Source organism: Neorhizobium sp. BT27B, from assembly GCF_050455485.1.
In the GTDB taxonomy this organism is placed as follows: domain Bacteria; phylum Pseudomonadota; class Alphaproteobacteria; order Rhizobiales; family Rhizobiaceae; genus Neorhizobium.
On sequence record NZ_JBCIYT010000016.1, the window covers coordinates 79,988 to 102,577 of the forward strand.

General features: G+C 62.0%; 16 protein-coding genes. 9 read left to right on the plus strand and 7 right to left on the minus strand.

Going from position 1 to position 22,590, the window contains the following annotated elements; all coding sequences use genetic code 11:
* Positions 1-8 precede the first annotated feature (8 nt).
* Both AAIH70_RS28060 and AAIH70_RS28065 read left to right on the plus strand, forming a co-directional pair.
* On the plus strand, positions 9-3,158 hold the full coding sequence (locus tag AAIH70_RS28060; RefSeq protein ID WP_132273589.1) for an efflux RND transporter permease subunit: 3,150 nt from the start codon (positions 9-11) through the stop codon (positions 3,156-3,158).
* Between the two features lie 109 nt (positions 3,159-3,267).
* Entirely contained in the window at positions 3,268-3,909 is a 642-nt protein-coding gene (locus AAIH70_RS28065; protein WP_132273588.1) for a TetR family transcriptional regulator, read from the plus strand.
* Between the two features lie 420 nt (positions 3,910-4,329).
* Here AAIH70_RS28065 and AAIH70_RS28070 read toward each other — a convergent pair whose 3' ends face one another.
* Together AAIH70_RS28070 and AAIH70_RS28075 are read right to left on the minus strand one after the other, a co-directional pair.
* The gene (locus AAIH70_RS28070; RefSeq protein ID WP_132273587.1) at positions 4,330-4,650 is read right to left on the minus strand and encodes a 2Fe-2S iron-sulfur cluster-binding protein; all 321 of its coding nucleotides are present in this window, start codon (positions 4,648-4,650) and stop codon (positions 4,330-4,332) included.
* Positions 4,651-4,890: 240 nt separating this feature from the next.
* On the minus strand, positions 4,891-5,256 hold the full coding sequence (locus AAIH70_RS28075; protein ID WP_132273586.1) for an Hpt domain-containing protein: 366 nt from the start codon (positions 5,254-5,256) through the stop codon (positions 4,891-4,893).
* Between the two features lie 487 nt (positions 5,257-5,743).
* Between AAIH70_RS28075 and AAIH70_RS28080 the strand changes: the two genes are divergently transcribed.
* Together AAIH70_RS28080 and AAIH70_RS28085 are read left to right on the plus strand one after the other, a co-directional pair.
* Positions 5,744-12,094 (plus strand): hypothetical protein, encoded by a 6,351-nt coding sequence (locus tag AAIH70_RS28080; RefSeq protein ID WP_430037197.1) that lies wholly within the window; start codon positions 5,744-5,746, stop codon positions 12,092-12,094.
* An 83-nt stretch (positions 12,095-12,177) separates the two neighbouring features.
* Positions 12,178-12,378, plus strand: a complete 201-nt coding sequence (locus AAIH70_RS28085) for a hypothetical protein (protein ID WP_132273584.1) — start codon at positions 12,178-12,180, stop codon at positions 12,376-12,378.
* Positions 12,379-12,581: 203 nt separating this feature from the next.
* Here AAIH70_RS28085 and AAIH70_RS28090 read toward each other — a convergent pair whose 3' ends face one another.
* From AAIH70_RS28090 to AAIH70_RS28105, 4 genes are read right to left on the minus strand one after another with little or no spacing between them, the layout of a single operon-like run.
* On the minus strand, positions 12,582-13,190 hold the full coding sequence (locus AAIH70_RS28090; protein ID WP_132273583.1) for an ABC-type transport auxiliary lipoprotein family protein: 609 nt from the start codon (positions 13,188-13,190) through the stop codon (positions 12,582-12,584).
* 44 nt (positions 13,191-13,234) lie between these two features.
* Complete coding sequence (locus AAIH70_RS28095) at positions 13,235-14,605, minus strand: MlaD family protein (RefSeq protein ID WP_132273582.1); 1,371 nt, start codon at positions 14,603-14,605, stop codon at positions 13,235-13,237.
* Between the two features lie 9 nt (positions 14,606-14,614).
* Positions 14,615-15,457 carry an ABC transporter ATP-binding protein gene (locus AAIH70_RS28100; RefSeq protein WP_132273581.1) on the minus strand — a complete coding sequence of 281 codons (843 nt, stop codon included), beginning with the start codon at positions 15,455-15,457 and terminating at the stop codon, positions 14,615-14,617.
* A gap of 7 nt (positions 15,458-15,464) precedes the next feature.
* On the minus strand, positions 15,465-16,625 hold the full coding sequence (locus AAIH70_RS28105; protein WP_132273580.1) for an ABC transporter permease: 1,161 nt from the start codon (positions 16,623-16,625) through the stop codon (positions 15,465-15,467).
* Between the two features lie 97 nt (positions 16,626-16,722).
* Between AAIH70_RS28105 and dgcA the strand changes: the two genes are divergently transcribed.
* From dgcA to AAIH70_RS28130, 5 genes are all read left to right on the plus strand, one after another.
* Positions 16,723-17,706 (plus strand): N-acetyl-D-Glu racemase DgcA, encoded by a 984-nt coding sequence (gene dgcA / locus AAIH70_RS28110; protein WP_132273579.1) that lies wholly within the window; start codon positions 16,723-16,725, stop codon positions 17,704-17,706.
* Between the two features lie 118 nt (positions 17,707-17,824).
* The gene (locus tag AAIH70_RS28115) at positions 17,825-18,877 is read left to right on the plus strand and encodes a FecCD family ABC transporter permease (RefSeq protein WP_430037203.1); all 1,053 of its coding nucleotides are present in this window, start codon (positions 17,825-17,827) and stop codon (positions 18,875-18,877) included.
* Positions 18,874-19,929, plus strand: a complete 1,056-nt coding sequence (locus AAIH70_RS28120; RefSeq protein WP_245519128.1) for a FecCD family ABC transporter permease — start codon at positions 18,874-18,876, stop codon at positions 19,927-19,929. Before AAIH70_RS28115 ends, AAIH70_RS28120 begins: the two co-directional genes overlap by 4 nt.
* Positions 19,926-20,753: an ABC transporter ATP-binding protein gene (locus AAIH70_RS28125; RefSeq protein WP_132273577.1), complete on the plus strand. Its 828-nt coding sequence runs from the start codon at positions 19,926-19,928 to the stop codon at positions 20,751-20,753. Before AAIH70_RS28120 ends, AAIH70_RS28125 begins: the two co-directional genes overlap by 4 nt.
* A 16-nt stretch (positions 20,754-20,769) precedes the next feature.
* Positions 20,770-21,702, plus strand: coding sequence for an ABC transporter substrate-binding protein (locus AAIH70_RS28130; RefSeq protein WP_430037207.1), 933 nt, complete (start codon positions 20,770-20,772; stop codon positions 21,700-21,702).
* Positions 21,703-21,766: 64 nt separating this feature from the next.
* Here AAIH70_RS28130 and AAIH70_RS28135 read toward each other — a convergent pair whose 3' ends face one another.
* The gene (locus AAIH70_RS28135) at positions 21,767-22,576 is read right to left on the minus strand and encodes a UDP-2,3-diacylglucosamine diphosphatase (RefSeq protein WP_165931998.1); all 810 of its coding nucleotides are present in this window, start codon (positions 22,574-22,576) and stop codon (positions 21,767-21,769) included.
* Positions 22,577-22,590 lie beyond the last annotated feature (14 nt).

Consider the following 22,590-nt stretch of genomic DNA (forward strand, 5'->3'; position numbering starts at 1 on the left):
CCGGTTTCATGGCACGTTTCTTTATCGACAGGCCCATCTTTGCGTGGGTCGTCGCAATCTTCATCATGCTGGCGGGTGTGATCACCATTCCAATGCTGCCGATTGCGCAGTATCCGAATGTCGCACCGCCGCAGATTACCGTTTCCACAAACTATCCGGGTGCTTCGCCCGAAGACATCTATCAGGGCGTGACACGCCCGATCGAAGAGGAACTGAACGGTGTTCCGGGCCTGATCTACTTCGAATCGCAGTCGGAATCCTCCGGCCGCGTGTCGATCAACGTCACGTTCGCGCCCGGCACCAATATCGGTGAAGCCCAGGTCGAAGTGCAGAACCGCATCGCCCGCGCCGAACCGCGCCTGCCGAGCGCCGTGACCTCTCAAGGGTTGCGCGTCGAACAGGCCGGCACCTCGTTCCTGATGGTCGTGTCGCTCACCTCGACGGACGGCCAGACGGACGCTATCGGCCTCGGTGACTATCTGCAGCGCAACGTCATCGGCGAAATCCGCCGCGTGCCGGGCGTCGGCTCGGCCCAGCTGTTCGCCAGCCAGCGCTCCATGCGTATCTGGATGGACCCGGACAAGATGGTCGGCTTGAGCCTGACTGCCGCCGACGTCACCGCCGCGATCACCGCACAGAATGCTCAGGTTGCTGCCGGTCGTATCGGCGCCACCCCGAACCCGATCGGCCAGCAGATTTCCGCGACGATCAACGTTCAGGGCCAGCTGACCGATCCTGAACAGTTCGGTGCGATCGTTCTGCGCGCCAACCCTGACGGCTCGTCGGTTCGTCTGCGCGACGTTGCCCGCATCGAAGTGGGTGCGGAAAGCTACAACTTCTCGTCTCGCCTCAACGGTAAGCCGAGCGCGGCGATCGGTGTGCAGCTGTCGCCGACCGGCAATGCGCTTGCGACGTCGGAAGGCGTCAAGCAGATCATGGAAGAACTGAAGGAATATTTCCCCTCGGGCGTCGAATACGAAATTCCGTATGACACCAGCCCGTTCGTGGAAGTATCCATCGAAAAGGTCATTCACACCCTGATCGAGGCGATGATCCTCGTTTTCGTGGTGATGTTCATCTTCCTGCAGAATTTTCGCTACACCGTCATCCCGGCGCTGGTCGTGCCGGTAGCCTTGCTCGGCACCTGCGCGATCATGTTCGTCGCCGGGTTCTCGATCAACGTGCTGACGATGTTCGCCATGGTTCTGGCGATCGGCATTCTCGTCGATGACGCCATCGTCGTCGTCGAAAACGTCGAACGCATCATGGCGGAGGAAAAGCTGTCGCCGAAGGAAGCGACGAAAAAGGCGATGGGCCAGATTTCCGGCGCCATTATCGGCATCACCATGGTCCTGTCGGCCGTGTTCATCCCGATGGCCTTTTTCCCCGGCGCCGTCGGCATCATCTACCAGCAGTTCTCGCTGACCATGGTCGTATCGATCCTGTTCTCGGGGTTCCTCGCGCTCTCTCTGACACCGGCGCTGTGCGCCTCCTTCCTCAAGCCAGTTGCCGATGATCATCACGACAAGAAGGGCTTGTTCGGGATGTTCAACCGCGGCTTCGACAAGGCGTCGCACGGTTATTCTGGCGGTGTTGGCAAGCTCATCAAGCGCTCCGGTCGCTTCATGATCATCTATGTCGCACTGCTGGTCGGCCTCGGCTGGGCTTACACGCAGCTTCCGAGCTCGTTCCTGCCCAACGAAGACCAGGGCTTCCTGATCGTCGACGTTCAGGCGCCGGCTGAAGCCAGCACCGACCGCACCACGGAAGTCATTTCGCAGATCGAGAAGATCGCGCTGAAGGAAAAGGCCGTCGAGCGTATCATCGCCATCAACGGCTTCTCCTTCTCGGGTTCCGGCCAGAATGCCGGCCTTGCCTTCATCACCCTGAAGGACTGGGACGAGCGCGGTCCGGAAGACTCCGCCGATGCCCTTGCGGGACGTATCAACAGCCAGATTTTTGGCCTGCGTGATGCCATCGCCTTCTCGCTGTCGCCGCCGCCTATCCAGGGTCTCGGCAACTCGTCCGGCTTCACCTTCCGTCTGCAGGACCGTTCCGGTCAGGGTCAGACGGCACTGGGTGCAGCACGTGATCAGTTGATGGCGGAAGCGGGCAAGAGCCCCATCCTTGCCGGCCTGCGTATCGAAGGCATGCCCGACGCCGCACAGGTCAACCTGCTGATCGACCGCGAAAAGGCCAACACATTCGGCGTTACCTTCGCGGACATCAACTCCACCATCACCGCCAACCTCGGCTCGTCCTACGTGAACGACTTCCCGAATAACGGCCGCATGCAGCGCGTCACCGTTCAGGCGGAAGGCAACCAGCGCATGAAGACCGACGACCTTCTGAAGCTGAACGTTCGCAACGCCAGCGGCGGCATGGTGCCGATGTCCTCCTTTGCGACTGCCGAATGGGTGCGTGGCCCCTCGCAGGTGATCGGCTACAACGGTTATCCCTCGATCCGTATCGCCGGCCAGGCCGGTCCGGGCTATTCCTCGGGTGACGCGATCGCCGAAATGGAGCGTCTCGCCGACCAGCTGCCGTCCGGTTTCGGTTACGAGTGGACGGGCCAGTCGTTGCAGGAAATTCAGTCGGGCTCACAGGCGCCGGCGCTGATCGCGCTGTCCATCCTGTTCGTCTTCCTGCTTCTGTCGGCGCTGTATGAAAGCTGGTCGATCCCGTTGTCGGTCATGCTCGTCGTGCCGCTCGGCGTTATCGGCTCGGTCGCTGCGGTGATGATCCGCGACATGCCGAACGACGTCTACTTCCTCGTCGGCCTGATCACCATCATCGGCCTGTCGGCAAAGAACGCCATCCTGATCATCGAGTTCGCCAAGGACCTGCGTGCCGAAGGCCGCAGCGTCTATGATGCTACCGTCGAGGCAGCGCATCTGCGCTTCCGCCCGATCCTGATGACGTCGCTTGCCTTCACGCTCGGTGTTGTCCCGATGGCAATCGCCACCGGCGCCAGCGCCGCCAGCCAGAACGCCATCGGTACCGGCGTTCTCGGCGGCATGATCTCCGCCACCATCCTGGCGATCTTCTTCGTCCCGGTCTTCTACGTGTTCATCATGCGGCTGTTCTCCAAGGACGCCCGCAAGGAACCGCTGGAAGCCAGCAAGAGCGAAGACAAGCCCGGCACGACGGCGCACTGACACTTTCACGGGAAGCCCCAGCGTTTCCCGTGATGGAGGATCATCGTCGACAGGTTTTTCGGGGCGCCTTTTTTCGAGGTGCCCCGAAAGTCGGCGGGAAGGAGGAGAAATGAGACGGACCAAGGCTGAAGCAGCGGAAACCCGCGCAGCCATTCTCGATGCAGCCGAAAAGATGTTTTTCGAAAAGGGCGTCGGATCGACGACCCTTGATGAAATCGCGGCATCCGCGGGCGTGACACGCGGCGCGGTCTACTGGCACTTTCACAGCAAGACCGATATTTTTCTCGAACTCTACAACACGTTCCGACTGCCGCTCCTCAACATGCTGGAACTGCGCGATCCTGCCTGTTGCGGCATGGATGCTCTGACCATGATCGAGGATTCGGCCTGTGAATGGATGCAGGTCATGGCGACCGACCAGCAGCGCCAGCGCATGCTGACCATCCTTCTACGCACCAATTTCACCGAGGAATTCGCGCCCGTTCAGCAGGCGATGAAGGAACTCGAAGAGCTTCACAATACCCAGCTCGAACAGATCCTGCAGCGCGCGCAAGCCAACGGCAAGCTGGCCACAGGATGGACGCCCGCCTCTGCCTGCTATGCGGTCAAGTGGATGATCAAGGGCATATGCTGGGACTGGCTGCTTGGCGGCCGCAATTTCGATCTGGATTCGGAAGGCTGCGGCTGCGTGCGGCGGTTGTTCGCCAGTTTCCGCAATCCGGCATCGCCCTGCGCATCAGCCACCGCCTGATCACAGGATCCTGCATCATTGCGGGACTCGGCTGCATCACAATGCGGCAATGCCAGCTGCAATCTGAAACTTACGCGAGCCTTTCGTCCTCTGCGATCAATCAGAGGTAATTTCTTCGGCTGGCATATTTCAACGATCGCTTATATTATCAATTTCAGTTGATCGGGTTTCAAATCCTGCGGCGCCGAGCAAGGCGGTGCGAATGCGCAGCAGGTGCGCCGATCCTGATAACCGACAGTCGGTTTCGGATCGCGCGCCATTCTTCTGGCCCCCTATCGGGCTTTGTACGGTGTTCTCCCGGTGCGTCCCATTGCTGCTGGTGTTCCCTCCCTCACCTGCAGCGACGTGCCTACCTCAAACCTCGCTTCGCTCCGGCGCAGCGAGGTTTTTTTTGGCCAACCGAAATTTGGGAAATACGCGTCAGCCCTGACGTTCGGGCACGCTGACGACCAGCCCGTCGAGGGCCGGCGTCATCTTGATCTGACAGGAGAGCCGCGAGGTGGGGCGCAGGTCGAAGGCAAAGTCGAGCATGTCTTCTTCCATCGGCGCCGGCCCGCCGACCGTTTCCGTCCATGCGTCGTCCACATAGACATGACAGGTGGCACAGGCACAGGCACCGCCGCATTCGGCATCGATGCCCGGCACGGAATTGCGCACGGCATTTTCCATCACCGTAGAGCCGTCAGCGGCGTCGAGTTCGAAACGGGTACCGTCGAAGGCAACGATTGTGAGCTTTGTCATGATCTGCGTATCCGGGCTTTATGGGGTGATGCAAAGCCCATCTCTCTCGGACAAAACCCTTGGTCAGTCAACAACGGCCGCGACCCGGAACGGCCAGAACCGCCGCCTTTTGCGGTGGTTCGGGGTATTTTCGCCACGCCTGACGCATGTCGCGCAAAAGTGTGTAGCGGTTTTGCGATAACGACATGCGACGACACAGATCTAAAGCGTGAAAGCTAATCCGAAGGATCGCGACATGCTTTAGCGGCAGAGCTTGTTGATAAAGTTTTCAGCCTCGATCACCGCCGCGCCGAAACGCGAGAAGGTTGCCGCGTCATCCTGCCCGGCTTCGATTTCGCCGGCGACGGCCGCAACCTTGAAGGCGCCGACAGCATTGGCCGCGCCCCTGATTCGATGAGCGACGGTTGCTGCCGGAATTCTGCCCTCACCCATTTCGGTCAGAGCAGCCCGCGCCTGGCGTGCAAACAGTGACAGGATCTCGACTTCAAGGTCCTTGTCCCCCATGGTCTGGCGGGCCAGATGAACGAGATCGACGGGACGGGTGGCGGAGGGTCCGACATCTGTCGCATTGTCGGGCATCTGGTGAGCGGATACGGCGGCAGACATGGGCATTCGTCCTGTTGTTGGATATGAGGCAATTTCCCGATTTTGCCGGGCGAAAATGCTTATCCACCTAAAATCCGGCACAATCCCGACGGCTTTTCTGCAGTCATGGTTAATTTTGACTAAGCCTCGTGTTTTGAAGGGTTTTGACGTCCCGATATGGTATATTTTCTGTTAACAGGCCTGCGCTGTATGGCTTGTGCGGCTGCTCCGAATTGTAACGGAACGGCGAATGTGCCACTACAATACGCTTGGCAAGCGCGTGTGCCTCGGTTTCGGCCAAATTTTCACGCACCGGAAGGCGGGTCGGTAAGCATTCCTTATCATCCCTTTGAAATGAAAGCGTTCCGGACTGGAATAAAGATTAGGACGATCCGATCGCCGGCAACCGTCGGCGGCGGCTTCAACCGACAGGCATGTCACCCGTACCCATTTGCATGCGGCACCGGGTTGGATGATATGACCGGTGTTAGTAACGAGGCGTAACCGCATGGTGAAGAACAACAATAGCGATGCGATCGACGAAACCGCGTTTCAGGCGCTGGAAGATGCGCTGAACAACGATTTCGAAGACGATCCCAAGCCTCGCTCTGGCTCCACTTCCCAAGCGCGGGAGAAGACCGTGTCCGAAAAGCCTCCGCAGCAGCGACAGCCATCCGCAGCAGCGGAAGCATCACCGCGTGAAAAACAGGCGGCCGCACGCCAGGCCGAAGTCCGCAAGGCCGCAGCCGAACAGGCGCGCCCTGCAGCAGCCGAACCGACCGCGCCGAAATCCCCGACATTCTCGCCTGCCAACGATGCCAGCCGCCGCCCGACCGCAGCCCTTTTGCGCACGCTCGATGGTGGCGCGATGCGCAATGCGCTGCGCAACTCCACGATTCTCTCCACCCTCTGGGCAATTGGTGGCCTCGGCCTTGGCCAGTTGATCTATGGATCGCAGATCTGGCAGTTCACCTCGGTCGCGCAGATTCTCGAAACGCCGGGCGTCGTTGCCATTGGCGTCGGCATTTTCGTGCCGATCATGCTGTTTTATGCCTTCTCGATCATGATGGCGCGTGCGCACGAGTTGCGCGCTGCGGCCCGTTCGATGGCTGAAGTGGCTCTGCGCCTGTCCGAGCCGGAAACGATCGCCACCGACCGCATCATGTCCGTCGGCCAGGCCGTGCGCCGCGAAGTCATGGCGATGAACGAGGGCATCGAGCGCACCATTGCCCGCGCAACCGAGCTGGAAACCCTCGTCCATTCGGAAGTGAACGCGCTGGAGCGCAGCTATGCCGATAACGAGCTGCGCGTACGTGGTCTCGTGCATGAACTCGGCACGGAACGTGACGCCATCGTCAACCATGCCGATCGTATCCGCTCCTCCATCGTCGGCGCTCACGACCAGCTCAAGGAAGATCTGTCGCTGGCCACCGAGGAAATTTCGGTGCGTCTGGCCACTTCGGGCGAAGCCTTTGCCTCGATGATCGAGACGCGCGCAGCCACCCTGATGGAACGCTCGAACGCCGCAGGCGAAGCCCTCGGCTCGCTGTTGACGGCCAAGACCGATAGCATGGTCCAGACGTTGCAGGCCTCCGGCAAGCAGCTCGCCGGCGAATTCGACGTCCGCCTCGACGACCTGTCGAAGACGCTGGCCGAACGCGGTCAGGATCTGCTTGGCCGGTTCGAAACCCGCGCTTCGACGCTCGATGCCAACACCGAGAAGCTGAACGCGGCCCTCTCGGATCGCACCCGTCAGCTGAACGAAACCCTGGTCGCTCGCACACGCGAAATCACCGAGGGTCTGACCTCTGGCGAACGTGCCATCACCGGCACGCTCGACGGCGTCATCTCGTCGCTCAATACTGCTCTCGACGAGCGCGGTTCGACCTTCCGTCAGAGCCTGCAGAACGCTGCCGACGACGCGGTCATGGATCTCGACCTGCGCACCGGCCTGTTCGAAGAACGCCTGCAAGCGACGATCGGTCAGTTGAGCACCACGTTCGATTCGGGCCTCGACGAATTCACCACGGCCTTCGATCAGCGCTCCGGCTCGCTCGACAGCAAGCTCAGCGACAGCCTTATCCGTATCAAGGAAAGCGTCACGGGCGGTTCCGAGGCTCTGGAAGGCATTCTGTCCTCCAGCATCGACCGCATCGGATCGGCCTTCACCGATCAGTCGCTCGCACTTGCGACCACGCTTGGTACCAGCCAGGAAATCCTCGAAAGCACGCTTGAATCCGGCACCGCCCAGATCAGCGATGCGCTTGACGCGCGCAGCCGTGCCTTCACCGAAGCGTTTGACGCACGCAGCGCCGAGTTGCAGGAAGCCATCGACGACAAGAGCCTTGCGCTCACCCTCGGCCTAGCCACCTCAAGCGAAGCCCTGGCCGAAAACCTCGATGCCCGCACGGCCGAGTTCCAGCAGGCCATCGATGATCGCAGCCTCGCGCTGACGGTCGGCCTTGCGACCTCCGCAGCAGCGCTGACCGAAGGCCTCGACGCCAGCACCAATGAATTCCAGCAGGCGATAGACAATCGCAGCCGCGTGCTTGCCGAGACGCTCGACAATTCTGGCCGCAGCCTGACCGAAAATCTCGAAGTTTCGGGCCGCGCTCTGAACGAAAGCCTGGAAGCATCGGGCCGCGCCTTCTCCACCGATTTCGACGCCAAGAGCCGCGAACTCTCCGGCGCACTGGAAGGTCGCGCCCAGGAATTCACAGAGGCGCTCAACGCACGCGCAGCGGAAATCACCGACAGCTTTGGCGGAGCGCACGAGCGTATCGATGCCGTCATGGCGGAACGCAGCGGCGCGCTCTTCAACGCCCTTTCCGACAGCCAGACGCGCTTCGACGACACGCTGGCCGGTCATTCGGCTGCCATCGTCAACGCCGTCAGCGGCAGCCACGAGCGTCTGGCCGAAGTGCTGGACGAGCGCACCGCACGTATCGAAAATGCCGTCGGCGGAGCGCCTGAGCGTCTTGCCGGTGTTCTTGACGATCGTGTTGCGGCCATGGAAACCGTTCTGTCTGCCGGTCATCAGCGTATCGAGCAGGATCTCGGCCGCCGCATGACCGACATGGGCGACATGGTGTCCAAGAGCAGCGAACGCCTTGGCGAAATCTTCGACGACAAGTCGATGGAAATGGCGACATCGCTGGCACTCGGCGAAGACCGCCTGAACAGCGCCATCGAGGACAAGGCAAACGCCCTTCTCGAAACCGTCAACAATGCCGACGAACGCGTCGCAGCCGCCTTTATTGCGCGCACGGAAAACCTGCAGGGCGTCTATTCGGAAAACCAGCAGCGCCTCGAAGCCACGCTCGAAAACCGCGGTGCCGAAATCACCCGCGCTCTCGAGCAGGGTGCCGAACAGATCGACCGCTCGGTCGGCGGCGGTGCCGGCCGTATCGAAATGGCGCTCGGCCAGAATGCCGAACGTTTCGAAGACACGATCACCGACGGCCTGCTGCGCATGGAAACCATGATGAGCACCGGCCATGAGCGGGTCTCCGAAACCATGGATGCCGGCAATGAGCGTCTGTCGGAAACGCTGGATGGCTCTTACGAGCGCATGCGCACCACGCTCGACGATCGCCGCGACATGATCTCGGCGACGCTGACGGAAGCCGAAGGCCAGTTCAGCGAAATGCTCGCCGACCAGGCAACGTCGATCGGCACCTCGATCGCCACCAGCGCCAGCATGCTGGAAATGACGCTTGAACTGCAGCAGGAAGGCCTGCGTGGTCTCGTCGATGGCGTCGGCAACGATCTCGAAGGCCGCCTCACCTCCAGCGCCGGCGAAATCGCCGCCAAGCTGAGCACGGCCGCTGCCGAGATCAACCGCTCTGCCGACCAGTTCTCCAGCCGTATCGAAAAAACCGTCGGCGGCGTTTCCACCGCCCTCAACGAGACCAGCGAACGCGTCGATGGCACGCTCACCGGCCTCGAAGGCCGCATGCGCGAGCAGCTCGGTTCGGTCTCCGAATTGGTCGATGGCGTTGGCCGCAATCTCGGCGAAACACTTGCCGAGCGCACATCCGATCTGGAGCGCATTGCCGGCGAAGCCGCAACCCGTATCGAAGCGAGCCTTGACGGCGGCAGCAGCCGTCTCGAAGCCGCCAGCGAAACGGCTGCAGCCCGCATCGACGGTACGTTCGAAACCGGCACCGGTCGCCTTGAAGAGCGCCTCGGCACGATGGACCGCGCCCTCAATGTCGGCCTCGATGCCGTCAGCCGCACCATCGAAGGCAAGGCAGCAACGCTTGCTTCCGCCATGCGCGACGCCGTCACAACGGCTGCCGAAGGCATGGACAGCGAAGCCATGCGCGCCGTCGAATCGCTGTCGCGTGCCGGCACGCAGTTCTCCGAGGAACTCGGCGCCCGCAATGCCGAATTCACGCAGTCGATCGAGAACCGTTCCAACGAGATCGTCGGCCGCATTTCCGAAACGCAGGGCCGTCTTTCCGGTCAGGCCGCAGCCGTTGCACAGGCATTCTCCGAAGCCGGCAATTCGATCGTCAACAAGGTTGCCGAAGCCGATGCGCTGGTAAAGGGTCAGGTCGCCGCCATTACGGAAGCACTCGGCGACGCAGAAAAGTCGCTCGGCGAGCGCGGCGACAATGTCCGCAGCGCGCTGTCGCAGACTGCCGGTGAAATCAATGCCGCCATAGATCAGGTCGACAAGGCACTGGAAGCCCGCGGCGAAGCCATCCGCTCGTCGCTGGACAACCGTTCGCGTGACCTCAACTCGATGCTGGCTAGCCGTTCGGCCGAATTCTCGCGCCTGATCGACGAAAAGGCACGCCCGGCTCTCGAACAGGCTGCCGAATCCGGCCGCCTCGCTGCCGAGCAGCTGACCTCTGCCGCCGAACAGACGGCCGGCCGTCTTTCCGCAGCCGCGGAAGAAACCAGCCAGCGCCTGCGCCAGGAAAACAATGCATTGGTCGAGGCACTTGCTGCCCGCACCAACGACACGCTGTCGGCCATCAGCCAGCGCGGCGACGAAGTTGCCGGCAAGATGCAGGGCGTCGAGCAGGGTCTGGCCGCCAGCGTCCACAGCCTTATCTCGCGCCTTGAAGACAGCAACACGGGCATCGCCTCGCTGGTTCAGCGCACCGCTGCCGAGCTTGGTGGCACGATCGAACGCGCTGCTGAACAGCTTGGTGCCGCCGACGAACGTCTCGGCGCCACTGCCGACCGGTTCTCGCAGTCTGCCGCCCAGTCTGCCGACGTCGTATCGAGCGCCAGCCGTCTTCTCGAAAACAATGTCGAGCGTCTGTCGACCGTTTCGTCTGCAACTCTGTCCCAGGTCGGCAATATCGTCGGCCGCTTCGACGACCACTCGCGTGTTCTCGGCCAGGCGTCGGAACTGCTGGGTGCCGCCCAGTCCAACCTCGTCGGCACGCTCGACGAACGTCAGACGGCTCTGCGCGACCTTTCGGTCGGCCTCGTCAAACGCTCGGAAGAGATCGAACTCACCATGCGCAACCTGACGAACCTCGTCGAAGGCGCATTCGACCGCGCCGAGGATCGTTCCTCGCAGGTTTCCTCGCGCCTTCGCGAAGGCCTGCAGTCGTCCTTCGCCGATATCGGCCGCTCGCTTGGCGAAACACAGCAGCGTGCCGAAGCCACGGCGGAAAACATGCGCAACGCCTTCTTCAACGCCGGTCAGGAAGCGACCCGCGCCATTGAAGGTACGCTGGGTGATGCTGAACGCCGCTCGCGTGAACTGTCCGATCGCATGCGCGGTGGTATTGCCGGCTCGCTTGCCGATGTCGAGCGCATGCTCGCAGACGCTGCCGGCAAGTCCGACACGGCCGCCGATCAGCTGCGCGAAACGCTGCGCCAGTCGGTCGATGACGCGATCGGCCGTTTCGCCGGTGCGACCGACGAGATCCGCCGCTCGGCCGGCGACATCCGCAAGGAACTGGACGCCACCCGTTCGGAACTGAAGCGCGGTGCGTTCGACCTGCCGGAAGAAGCCAAGGAAAGCGCTGCCGCCATGCGTCGCGCCGTTTCCGAGCAGATCAAGGCCCTGCAGGATATCTCGACACTGGTCGGCCGTTCGGCCCAGCAGCTCGAAGTCGCCGAACCGGTTCGTCCGGCCCCGGCGCCTGCTCCGATGCCGGCTCCTGCTCCTGCTCCAATCGCCCCCCAGCCAATCGCACAGCAGCCGGTCTACACCCAGGCACCGATTGCACCGCAGCAGCCTGCCCCGGCTCTGCAGCAGCGCGTCGCACAGCCGGCTCCGGCCGCAACCCAGTCCCCGCGCGATATCCTGTCGGGCGGCATCTCGGGTGGCTTGGCCAGCGGCCTGCGTGGCTCTCTGCCGCTCGACCGTCCGGCACAGCAGCCGTCGCGCGCTGCCGAACCGCAGCGCCGCGATGAAAACGGTGGCTGGATCAGCGATCTGCTGCGTGGCGCTTCGCGTGACGAACAGCCGGCCGAATCCGCACCGCGCCAGCGTCCACCGCAGGAGCCGTCGACCCGCCATGGTGACAACCGCAACCCGCGTCACATGGTCGAATCGCTGAACTCGCTGTCGGTCGATATCGCCCGCGCCATCGACCATGAAGCTTCGGTCGACCTGTGGCGGCGTTACCAGCGCGGCGAGCGCGACGTCTTCACCCGTCGCCTCTACACGCTCAAGGGCCAGCAGACCTTCGACGACATCAAGAGCAAATACGATCGTGAACCGGAATTCCGGACTGCCGTTGATCGCTATATTGCTGATTTCGAAAAGCTGCTTGCCGATGTCGCACGCACCGACCGCGACAAGAGCGTCACGCAGAGCTACCTGACATCGGACACCGGCAAGGTCTACACCATGCTGGCACACGCAGCAGGTCGCTTCAACTGATCAACTGTCGCGTTAGTTGCTGATCAATAGTTGATACATCATCATTTTATGATAAAGTGCGCCACAGGAACCAGGAGGTTTCTGTGGCGCATCGCTATTCGGATGAAATCGATCTGAAACTCAGCCACCTGCGGGACATCCGCCGGTCGGCTTTACCGTTGCGCAGCGAGCACGAGGCGATGCGGTTGCTGCACTCGACCCAGGATGCTTTTCACGCGCTTATCTGTGCACGCGACGAAGATGAGGACGATCCGGTCAACGGAGATCAGTTGCTGCAGTCGTAAGGCTACACCGTCCAATGGCTACCGGGCTGGCATCTGCACTTCTTCCGACTTTTGTGTCTACTCAGACCGCCGAGGCAATGACACGCTGCCTTCCTGACGGACAGCGCAAACATCCTGCGGAAATGACAAGGCCAGGCCGAAAACAAAACAGCCCCCGGACGGTAATCCGAGGGCTGTTCAGCGTTTGTGATATCGAATGGACGTCAGATCGACTTCAGCGTCCAGTCAACGATGTCGGCGCCGACCTTGGCAAAGGCGCGATTGATGCCGGCGATGAAGGTGGCATTCTCTTCACCCGAGACCGGAACCGTCGCGCGGAAAACATTCTGGGCGCGTACCGAGCCGTTGCGGTCGTTGAGAATCTTGACGGATATCTCGACGACGGCCGCCTTGGGGCTGGATGCATTGATCTCGAAGGCGCGGATGTCGGTGACGACCTGGTAATCGATCGCAAGACCCTGCCCCGGCTTGCCGACGCCGCCGAGCTTGCCGGTATTCTCGAACGCCTGAACAAGCTTCGACTGCACGATGCGCGGCAGACGGTCACCCCATTGCGACTTGCCGAGATAACGGATTTCCGAGGGCGAGACCCGCACCACGACCTGCTCGCTATCCAGCGATTTCAGCGCGGTCGGCTCGGGAACGAGGATCTGTCTCGCCTTGGCGGAATCGCTGGTGCTCGCGACCGGTGTCAGCGACAGGTCGAACGTGTCGTTGTTGGCCTTGCTGCCGCAGCCGCTTAAGAGCGCTGCCAGGATAGGCAGCGTCAGCACCGCGCCGTGTCGGGCAAACCCAAAAGACTTCGAACCCATATTCACGCTCCCATCAGCCCTGTACTTGAACGCCTGATACGCCATCAACGTCGGGTCCTGCCGTCATAAGTTTTCACGTCCTCGCCGCCAAAGATCAGCCGCTGGGGGTCGTTGTCGAAATTGGTGATCGCCCGGTTGAGGTTATCAACCGTCTGGCGCATGTCGCCGACCAGTGTCTGCACGTTCTGCAGACCCGCCGACGAAAAGCGGTTGAGATTGTCGGCGATCGGGCCGATGCGGCCATTGAGATTGTCGGCGACGGCGCGGATCGACTGCAGCGTTTTCTGCGCTTCCGCGAACATGCCCTCGGAACTGTCGCCGCTCACCATCGTATCGACCTTGGCGAGGATGCCGTCCACGCGGCTCGATGCCTCGTTCAGCTTCTTGGCCAGTTCGCCAAAGTCACCGATCGCCCGATCGATCTCGTCACGACGGGCAGCCACGCCATCAACGACTTCTCGGGCAGACGCGACAGCGCCGCGTGCATCGGAAGACGCCTGGGTGATATTATCGACAGCCGAGCCGATCTGTTTGGGATCGACCGAGGCCATCAGCTGATCGGCGCGCTTCAGCACGCTCTGGGCATCGACACCAGCCTGTTTGAAGCTAGTGGCGGTGTCCTTGACCTCGGCAATGATCGCCGGCAGCTCGCCGGTCGAGGCGGCGATGTCGCCCGATACCTTTTCGGCATTGCTGAGGATGTTGTTGACCTTGTTGGCGTCGACGGCACGTACGAGCTGCTCAGCCGCTTCCAGCGTCGAATCCAGTCGCTGCGAAACCGTGTTGAACGTGCCCGACAATGCCGACAGGCTCTGCAGGAATTCGTCGATCGCACCGGAGTTTTCGCTCAGCGACGCGGTAAACGTCTCGGCATGCTTGATCGTCTGCGTCAGCGGTCCTCGGGCATCGGCGACAAAACCCTGGATGTCGCCAATCGCGGTATCAGCGCGTTTGAGGATCTGGTCGGCAGTTGCCAGAAGGTTGGTCACGCTCGACTGGTCGGCAATCAGCACGGCCGGCTTTCCGGCCTCCTGCGCCTTCTTGACGATGTTTTCTTCACCGACGCGGCCACCGGACAGTTCGATATAGGCAGCGCCCGTCAGGCCCTGCACTTCGAGAACGGCCTTGGTGGACGGATAGATCGGCGCTTCCAGCTGCACTTCGGTGAAGGCGATGGAGAAACGCGGGTCGTCCGGATCAATGGCAAGGTTGCGCACGGTGCCCACCGGAATACCGTTGAAGCGAACCGCGGAACCGACAGACAGGCCGTTGGCCGAGCCCGGAATGCGGATCGCCAGCTCACCGGTCGGTCCACCGCGGCCATATTGCGCCATCCAGTAGACGAAGCCGAATGCGGCAGCGACCACCAGAAGCGTGAAAAATCCGACGAGGGCGTAGTTGGCTTTGGTTTCCATAAATTCCGGTCACTTTTCTGGGTGTTCGGTGGCTCGGTCGACCGGCTCAGTCACAACCGATCGTGCGCGCTTGCCGCGGAAATAGGACTGAACCCAAGCGTCGTCGCAGGCAAACATGTCGTCCAGCGTTCCTTCCACCAATACCTTCTTCTGGCCGAGAACCGCAATACGGTCGCAGACGGAGAACAGGCTATCGAGGTCGTGTGTCACCATATAGACGGTCAGGCCCAGCGTGTCGCGCAGCTTGGCAATCAGGGCATCGAAATCGGCGGCGCCGATCGGGTCGAGACCGGATGTCGGCTCGTCGAGGAAAACGAGATCCGGGTCGAGCGCCAGCGCGCGCGCAAGCGCTGCACGCTTGATCATGCCGCCCGACAGTTCCGATGGATATTTGTTGGCCGCATCCGGCGGCAGGCCCACGAGTTCCAGCTTGAGATAGGCCAGCTCATCCATCAGCGACTGCGGCAGTTGCAGATACTCGCGCATCGGCAGCTGGATGTTTTCCTTCACCGTCAGCGCCGAAAACAGCGCGCCGTGCTGGAAAAGAACACCAAGCCGCGTGTCGAGCGAGATACGTTTCTGCTCGTCGGCGGTGTCGTAATCGACGCCGAGGATCTTGATCGTGCCGGAGCGGTGCGGCAAAAGACGCAGCACCGTGCGCATCAGCACCGACTTGCCGGTACCCGACGCACCGACAAAGCCCAGAATTTCGCCGCGATAGATATCGAGGTTGAGATTGTCTAGCACGATCTTCGACCCGAATCCGACGGTCAGATCGCGCACTTCGAGAATGACGTCGCGATCGCTGGTCGCCGGCGCTTTTCTCTCCAGTGTTTCGCTGTCGGCCGTCATATCCACCTCAAAAATCGATCGCGGAATAGAAGATCGCAAACAGCGCATCCATCAGGATGACCGCAAAGATCGACTTCACCACGGATGCAGTCACATGCTGGCCGAGCGACTCGGCACTGCCACCAACCTTCATGCCTTCGACGGCGGACACGATGCCTATGGCCAGCGCCATGAACGGCGCCTTGATCATGCCGGATGCGACGGAAGAATAGTCGATTGCCTCGTTGAGACGACCGAGGAAGGTTTCGAAGGTGATGCCCGAATAGGCCCAGGTGATCACCGCAGCACCCGTCAGCGCCGAAAAATTGGCGATGATGGCAAGAAGCGGCAGCGCGATGGTCAGCGCCACCAGCCGCGGAAACACCAGCACGCCGATCGGGTTGAGGCCGATCACGGTCAGCGCATCGATCTCCTCGCGCATCTTCATCGAGCCGATCTCGGCGGTGATCGCACTGCCGGAACGGCCGGCGATCATGATCGCGGTCAAAAGCACGCCGATTTCGCGCAACTGCAAAATGCCGACCAGATCGACGACAAACAGTTCGGCACCGAAATAACGCAGCTGGAACGCACCCTGCTGGGCGATGATCGCACCGATCAGAAAAGACATCAGGATGATGATCGGCGTGGCGCGCACGCCCATGCGGTCGATCTGGGTGACGACCGAGGCCGGCGAAACGCCGGTTCCATGGCCGAGCTTCATCTGCGCACCGCGCACCGCGGAGCCGAGAATATTCATCGCCGCGACGAGGTCCTGATAGAGCGCCACCATTGCTTCGCCGGGCGGTGCAAAAATGCGCTGGAACCGCGTGCTGTCGTCGACGATCTTTTCCGGCTCGGGCGTCCTTTCCGGCAGGACGTCCATCAGTTCCTGCAGCTTAGGATCGGCGCCAACCAGTTCGGCTTCGCCGCCGGCATCCTTCTGCCGCGTCATCATGCGGCGCAAAAGCCAGGCGCCTGCCGTGTCGATGCCGTCTATGCCGCTGACATCCACTTCCAGCCGGCCATTGGCCTTGCCGGTTTCAAGGCTTGCCAGCTTCGGCAGAACCGAGGAGATGCCATGGCTGCGCCAGCTGCCGGACAGAATGATACGCTGGCCGCCATTGTCGATCTCTTCGATCCTGATATCCGCGTCCGACGTTTCGGCGGGGTTCGGCTGTGCCTGCATAAATCTTCTTCTGCTCAAACGCCCGTTGATCGCACCATCGGGAAACGGCAATATAAACACCTGTTAACGAATTGCCATGAGCGGGAAAGCTAAAACCATGCGGCGTCACCTTGAAGCCACAACAGAATCCTTCCCGATTGCCGGGACCTTCACGATTTCACGGGGTTCCAAGACGCAAGCCGAGGTCGTGACCTGCACCATAAGCGAGAATGGCATGACCGGACGCGGCGAATGCGTGCCCTATCGCCGTTATGGTGAGACGATCGAGGGCGTTCTGGAGGCGATTCGCGCCGCCACGCCGGCCATCGAACAAGGTTTGACCCGCGAATCGCTGCTCACCGAAATGAAGCCGGGTGCTGCCCGCAACGCCATCGATTGCGCTCTCTTTGATCTCGAGGCCAAGACGCGTGGCGTATCGGTCGCGGCTCTGCTCGGCGTCACGGATCTGGCGCCGATGGTGACCTGTTACACGATCTCGTTATCCGATCCACAGACCATGGCGACACAGGTTACCGCCAATGCCCATCGGCCGCTGCTGAAGATCAAGCTCGGCACGGAAAACGATGCGGAGCGCATCCGCGCCGTGCGTGCAGCAGCCCCCGACGCCCGCATCGTGATCGATGCCAACGAGGGCTGGACCGAGGCCAATATCGAACGTCATCTGGCGGTCGCGGCACAGGCCAATATCGAACTGATCGAACAGCCGCTGCCGGCCGGAAACGACGCCATTCTTGCCGACATCCGCCGCAAGGTGCCGATATGCGCCGACGAAAGCGTTCATGCCACGGCCGATCTTGCCGCGCTTCGCGACCGTTACGATGCCGTCAACATCAAGCTCGACAAGACGGGTGGCCTCACCGAAGGTCTGTTGATGAAGGCGGAAGCAAAGCGGTTGGGTTTCAAGATCATGGTCGGCTGCATGGTCGGCACGTCGCTGGCCATGGCGCCGGCAGTGCTGCTCGCCGACGGCTGCGAATACGCCGATCTCGACGGCCCGCTGCTGCTGGCGCGCGACCGCGTTCCGGGCCTGCGTTATGACGGTTCGCTGGTCAGCGCGCCACTGCCGGAACTGTGGGGGTAAAACATGACACTACACCGAAGTGATTGACTTGACGAAAGTCAGATGATCAAAAGATGACGAAATTTGTCATCAAAAGATCGACGGGAGGCGATCTCACGAAGGACGAGCGATCGTTTTCATGAGTTCCAGTCCCGTCGAACATGCTGCGCTTGCGGCCGATATCTCCCGCCCAACAGGCCGGAATGGCAAAAGCATAGGCCTTGTTGTCGCCATTGCGGCGCTTGCCGCCATCATCTGCTTCAGCCTTGCGATCGGTGCCCGGACTGTTCCCGTCAGCGATGTCGCGGCCGCGCTCATCTCGCCTGATTCCGGCATCGACAGCGAAACCATCTGGTCGCTGCGCCTGCCGCGCACACTGCTCGGCCTGATGGCGGGTATCGGTTTTGCACTCTCCGGCGCGCTGATGCAGGCGCTGACCCGCAATCCGCTCGCCGATCCCGGCATTCTGGGCATCAATGCGGGTGCCGCCTTCGCCATGGTGGTCGCCATAGGCCTGCTCGGCATCTCGCATCCGCTGTCGCTGATCTGGTTCGCCTTCGCCGGCACGGGACTGGCGGCCATCGCCGTTTATGCCGCTGCCATGGGCGGTCGCGCCGGTGCGACGCCCTTGCGGCTGACGCTGGCCGGTGTGGCCATCGGCTCCGTCTTGCGTGGCCTCACCTCGACGCTGATCTTTCTAGATCCCAACACCTTTGACCACATGCTGAACTGGGAAGTCGGCTCGCTCGCCATCACCGGCTACGACAACCTCACCTATACCGCGCCTTTTGTCGCCATGGGCATCGTGCTTGCGCTGATATCGGCACCGGTCCTCAACATCGTGGCACTTGGTGACGATCAGGCGCGCTCGCTCGGCGCCGGCCTCGGCCGCGCCCGCATCATGGTCGTGATCGCCGTCATGCTTCTGACCGGCGCCGCCACGGCCGCCGCCGGCCCGCTTGGCTTTCTCGGCCTGATGGTGCCCTACGTGGCCCGCTGGATCGGTGGCAACGACCAGCGCTGGATCTTTGCCTATACGCTGGTTCTGGCGCCGATCATCCTGCTCACCGCCGATATCATCGGCCGCCTCAGCATGCGCCCGGCGGAAATCCAGGTGGGTATCGTCACCGCATTCATCGGTGCGCCGGTGCTGATCTGGCTGGTGCGCGCCCGCAAGGTAACGGCCCTATGAACCTGCATCCCTCCTTCATGCGCCGGCGCCTCACCATCCGCGCCTTCGGCGATCGTGTCGGCATGAGCATCGACAAGCGGCTTCTGCTGGCCTACGCCATCTTCGTCACGCTTGCTTTCGCCATCGTGATCGCCGCCCTTGTCAGCGGACAGGTGCGCATTCCGGTCATGGACGTGATCGACGTGCTGCTGGGCAATGGCCAGCGCCGCACCCGGCTGGTCGTGCTCGAATGGCGCATGCCGCGCGCCGCAGCCGCCGCCCTCTTCGGGGCGCTGCTCGGCCTCGGTGGTGCCGTCTTCCAGTCGATCACCCGCAATCCGCTCGGCAGCCCGGATGTCGTAGGTTTCGATGCCGGGGCCTATACCGGCGCCATCCTCGCCATCACCTTTGCCGGCGGCGGCTGGCTGGTGCTTGCCGGCAGCGCCATCGCTGGCGGTCTGCTCACCGCCTTCGCCGTCTACCTGCTCACCTGGCACAAGGGTATTCAGGGTTTCCAACTGATCGTCGTCGGCATCGGCGTCAGCGCCATGCTCACCTCGGCCAATCACTGGATACTCATCAAGTCGACGCTGTCCACCGCCATGGCCGCCAACACATGGGGCATGGGCTCGCTTGCCAGGGTCAGTAGCCAGCAATTGCTGCCGGCGCTCTGGGTCGCCGTGCCCGTCATCATTGCGGCGCTGGTCCTGTCACGGCCGTTGCGGCTGATGGAAATGGGCGATGCGCGCGCCCGCGCGCTCGGCATCAGGGTCGAAACCGTGCGGCTGTCGCTGATGGCGCTCGCCATCGTCGCCACGGCACTGGTCACCGCCATGGCGGGCCCCATCCCGTTCGTGGCGCTGGCCGCCCCACCGATCGCCCATGCCATCACCCGCACGGCCGGCACGTCGCTTGCCGCCTCCATGCTGACCGGCGCGCTTCTCCTCTCCGCCGCAGATTACGTCGCGCAGCACAGTTTCAGTCCCATCCAGTTGCCGGTCGGCGTGGTCACGCTATGCATCGGCGGCGCCTATTTCCTCTGGTTGATCGTCAAGGAGGCCCGCCGCACATGACCACACACGCCGCCCCCCGCCTCGAAGCGCAGGCCGTCGAACTCGCCTACGGCAAGTCGGTCATTGCCCAGGACCTGACCGTCACGGTCCCGTCCGGCTCCTTCACCGCTATCGTCGGCCCCAATGCCTGCGGCAAGTCCACGCTCCTGCAGGCGCTGGCGCGGCTGCTTGCCCCCGGCAAGGGCTCCGTCTTGCTGGATGGCCGCGCCATCTCCTCCATCCCGACCAAGGAATTCGCTCGCAGCGTCGGCCTGATGCCGCAAAGCTCGATCGCGCCTGACGGCATCACCGTCACCGAACTGGTCGCCTGCGGTCGCTATCCGCACCAGAATTTTCTGCGCCAGTGGAGCCGGGCCGACGAACAGGCCGTTGCCGCAGCCATCCAGGCGACCGGCATGAACGATCTCGCAGCACGTCGTGTCAGCGAACTTTCCGGTGGCCAGCGTCAGCGCGCCTGGATCGCCATGGTTCTGGCGCAGGAAACGCCGCTGCTGCTGCTCGACGAGCCGACCACCTTCCTCGACATCGCCCATCAGATGGAACTGATGCTGCTGCTCGAAAAGCTCAACCGCGAACGCGGCTACACCATCGCCGCCGTCCTGCACGACCTCAATCAGGCCTGCCGCCACGCCACCCACATGATCGCCATGCGCGGCGGCCATGCGGTCGCTGAAGGTCGCCCCGCCGATATCGTTACCGAGGCGCTGGTGCGCGACGTATTCGGCCTAGACAGCATCATCATCGCCGATCCGATCTTCGGCACACCGCTGGTAGTGCCACGCGGCCTGCACGACAATTCCCACCCCGCCGTTTCAAAAGACTGACGAGAGGATAATGCCCATGCCCATTTCCCTGACGCGCCGCGACATGATCGCGGCCTCGCTTGCCTTCGCTGCCAGCACCGTCTTCACACAGGACGTTCTCGCGCAAGACACCATCACCGTCACCGACCTCATCGGCCCGGTCGAAATCCCCAAGGTGGCCAAGCGCATCGTCGTGACCGATGGTGATGGCGTGCTGCAGCCGGCCGTCGCGCTCGGCATCAAGCCGGTCGGCGCCTCGCGCCCGAATTTTACCGGTGGTTTCGCCAAGGGCGTGGCCGAACGCCTGCCCGCCGATATCGCTTACATCGGCACATCCGAGGAGCCGAATTACGAGGCCGTGCTCAACATGGAGCCCGACCTTATCCTGATGAGCAATGACGACCTGCCTGACCAGCAGGGCATGTACGACCGTTACAGCCAGATCGCTCCGACGGTGCTGATCGATGTGGACCAGAAGAACTGGCGCAAGGCGCTTGAAAGCATCGCGCAGGTGACGGGCCGCGACGCCGAGGCGAAAGAACTGCTCGACCGTTACGACAACTGCACCAAGGCCGTTCGCGCCATCATCGGCGACAAGGCCGGCACGGCAACGGTCGCCCGTGTTCGCACCAATCTTGTCCGCTACATGCTGCAGGACAATTCCTTCACATGGGCGGTGCTGAAGGATGTCGGCTTCAAGGCGCCGCCGCAACAGCAGGCCGGCGGCGACGATGCCTTCATCAATATCAGCCTCGAACGCCTCGATCTTCTCGAAGCCGACCTGATCCTGCTTCTGGAGGATGAAGGCGCCAAGGGTGCCGGCGCCATGAGCGAAAAACTGAAGGCGCTGCCGACATTCGCCAACCTGATGGGCGAAAAGATCGAGCTGCCGTCCGCCGACTTCCTGTTCGGCAACATTCTCACAGCCTTCAACCTGCTCGATTTTCTGGAAGCAAAATACAAGGCCTGATGCCTGAAATGACAATGGGCCGGTCACCATGACCGGCCCATATCAAATCTGCTGCTGCGAAGAATCAAGCCGCCTGCGTTGCCGACATCTCGCGTTCTTCCGGCGCCGGCAGCGCATGCACTTGCGCCGTCGCTGCAATCTGTCGCCAGGTGATCAGCTCGAACGAGCCGTCCATATGCTCGGCGATCGCCGTGCAGCTTTCCACCCAGTCGCCGGTATTGACGTAGTGGATGCCGTCGATGTCTTCCATCACTGCGTGGTGGATATGGCCGCAGATGACGCCATCGACTTCGGCGCGGCGCGCTTCGTCGGCCACCACGTTCTGGAATTCGCCGATGAAATTGACGGCCTGCTTGACCTGCAGCTTTGCCCAGGCCGAAAACGACCAGTAAGGCAGGCCAAGCCTGCGGCGGATGGCGGCAAGGCCGATATTGATGACGATCGCCGCGTCATAGGCCCAGTCGCCGAGATAGGCGAGCAGACGGATATTGCGCACCACGACATCGAACTGGTCGCCATGCAGAACCAGATATTTGCGGCCGTCCGCCGTCTCGTGGATGATACGGTCGGCAACTTCGATACCGCCGAAATGCACGCCCGGAAACGAGCGCAGGAATTCATCGTGATTGCCGGGAATGTAGATGATGCGGGTGCCCTTGCGCGCCTTGCGCAACAGTTTCTGCACCACGTCATTGCAATCCTGCGGCCAGTACCAGCTACGCTTCAAACGCCAGCCGTCGACAATATCGCCGACCAGCACGATCGTGTCGGCCTCGTGGTAGCGCAGGAAATCCAGAAGGAAATCCGTGCGTGCCGCCTTCGAGCCGAGATGCACGTCGGAGATGAACAGGGTTCTGAAATGTTTTGTTTCCATTTGCCCAGTCACGA

Bases quoted from the DNA above. Each gene is read 5' to 3' on its own strand.
- AAIH70_RS28060 (WP_132273589.1), top strand. From the start codon at position 9: ATGGCACGTTTCTTTATCGACAGGCCCATCTTTGCGTGGGTCGTCGCA.
- AAIH70_RS28065 (WP_132273588.1), top strand. From the start codon at position 3,268: ATGAGACGGACCAAGGCTGAAGCAGCGGAAACCCGCGCAGCCATTCTC.
- AAIH70_RS28070 (WP_132273587.1), bottom strand. From the start codon at position 4,650: ATGACAAAGCTCACAATCGTTGCCTTCGACGGTACCCGTTTCGAACTC.
- AAIH70_RS28075 (WP_132273586.1), bottom strand. From the start codon at position 5,256: ATGTCTGCCGCCGTATCCGCTCACCAGATGCCCGACAATGCGACAGAT.
- AAIH70_RS28080 (WP_430037197.1), top strand. From the start codon at position 5,744: ATGGTGAAGAACAACAATAGCGATGCGATCGACGAAACCGCGTTTCAG.
- AAIH70_RS28090 (WP_132273583.1), bottom strand. From the start codon at position 13,190: ATGGGTTCGAAGTCTTTTGGGTTTGCCCGACACGGCGCGGTGCTGACG.
- AAIH70_RS28095 (WP_132273582.1), bottom strand. From the start codon at position 14,605: ATGGAAACCAAAGCCAACTACGCCCTCGTCGGATTTTTCACGCTTCTG.
- AAIH70_RS28100 (WP_132273581.1), bottom strand. From the start codon at position 15,457: ATGACGGCCGACAGCGAAACACTGGAGAGAAAAGCGCCGGCGACCAGC.
- AAIH70_RS28105 (WP_132273580.1), bottom strand. From the start codon at position 16,625: ATGCAGGCACAGCCGAACCCCGCCGAAACGTCGGACGCGGATATCAGG.
- dgcA (WP_132273579.1), top strand. From the start codon at position 16,723: ATGCGGCGTCACCTTGAAGCCACAACAGAATCCTTCCCGATTGCCGGG.
- AAIH70_RS28115 (WP_430037203.1), top strand. From the start codon at position 17,825: ATGAGTTCCAGTCCCGTCGAACATGCTGCGCTTGCGGCCGATATCTCC.
- AAIH70_RS28120 (WP_245519128.1), top strand. From the start codon at position 18,874: ATGAACCTGCATCCCTCCTTCATGCGCCGGCGCCTCACCATCCGCGCC.
- AAIH70_RS28125 (WP_132273577.1), top strand. From the start codon at position 19,926: ATGACCACACACGCCGCCCCCCGCCTCGAAGCGCAGGCCGTCGAACTC.
- AAIH70_RS28130 (WP_430037207.1), top strand. From the start codon at position 20,770: ATGCCCATTTCCCTGACGCGCCGCGACATGATCGCGGCCTCGCTTGCC.
- AAIH70_RS28135 (WP_165931998.1), bottom strand. From the start codon at position 22,576: ATGGAAACAAAACATTTCAGAACCCTGTTCATCTCCGACGTGCATCTC.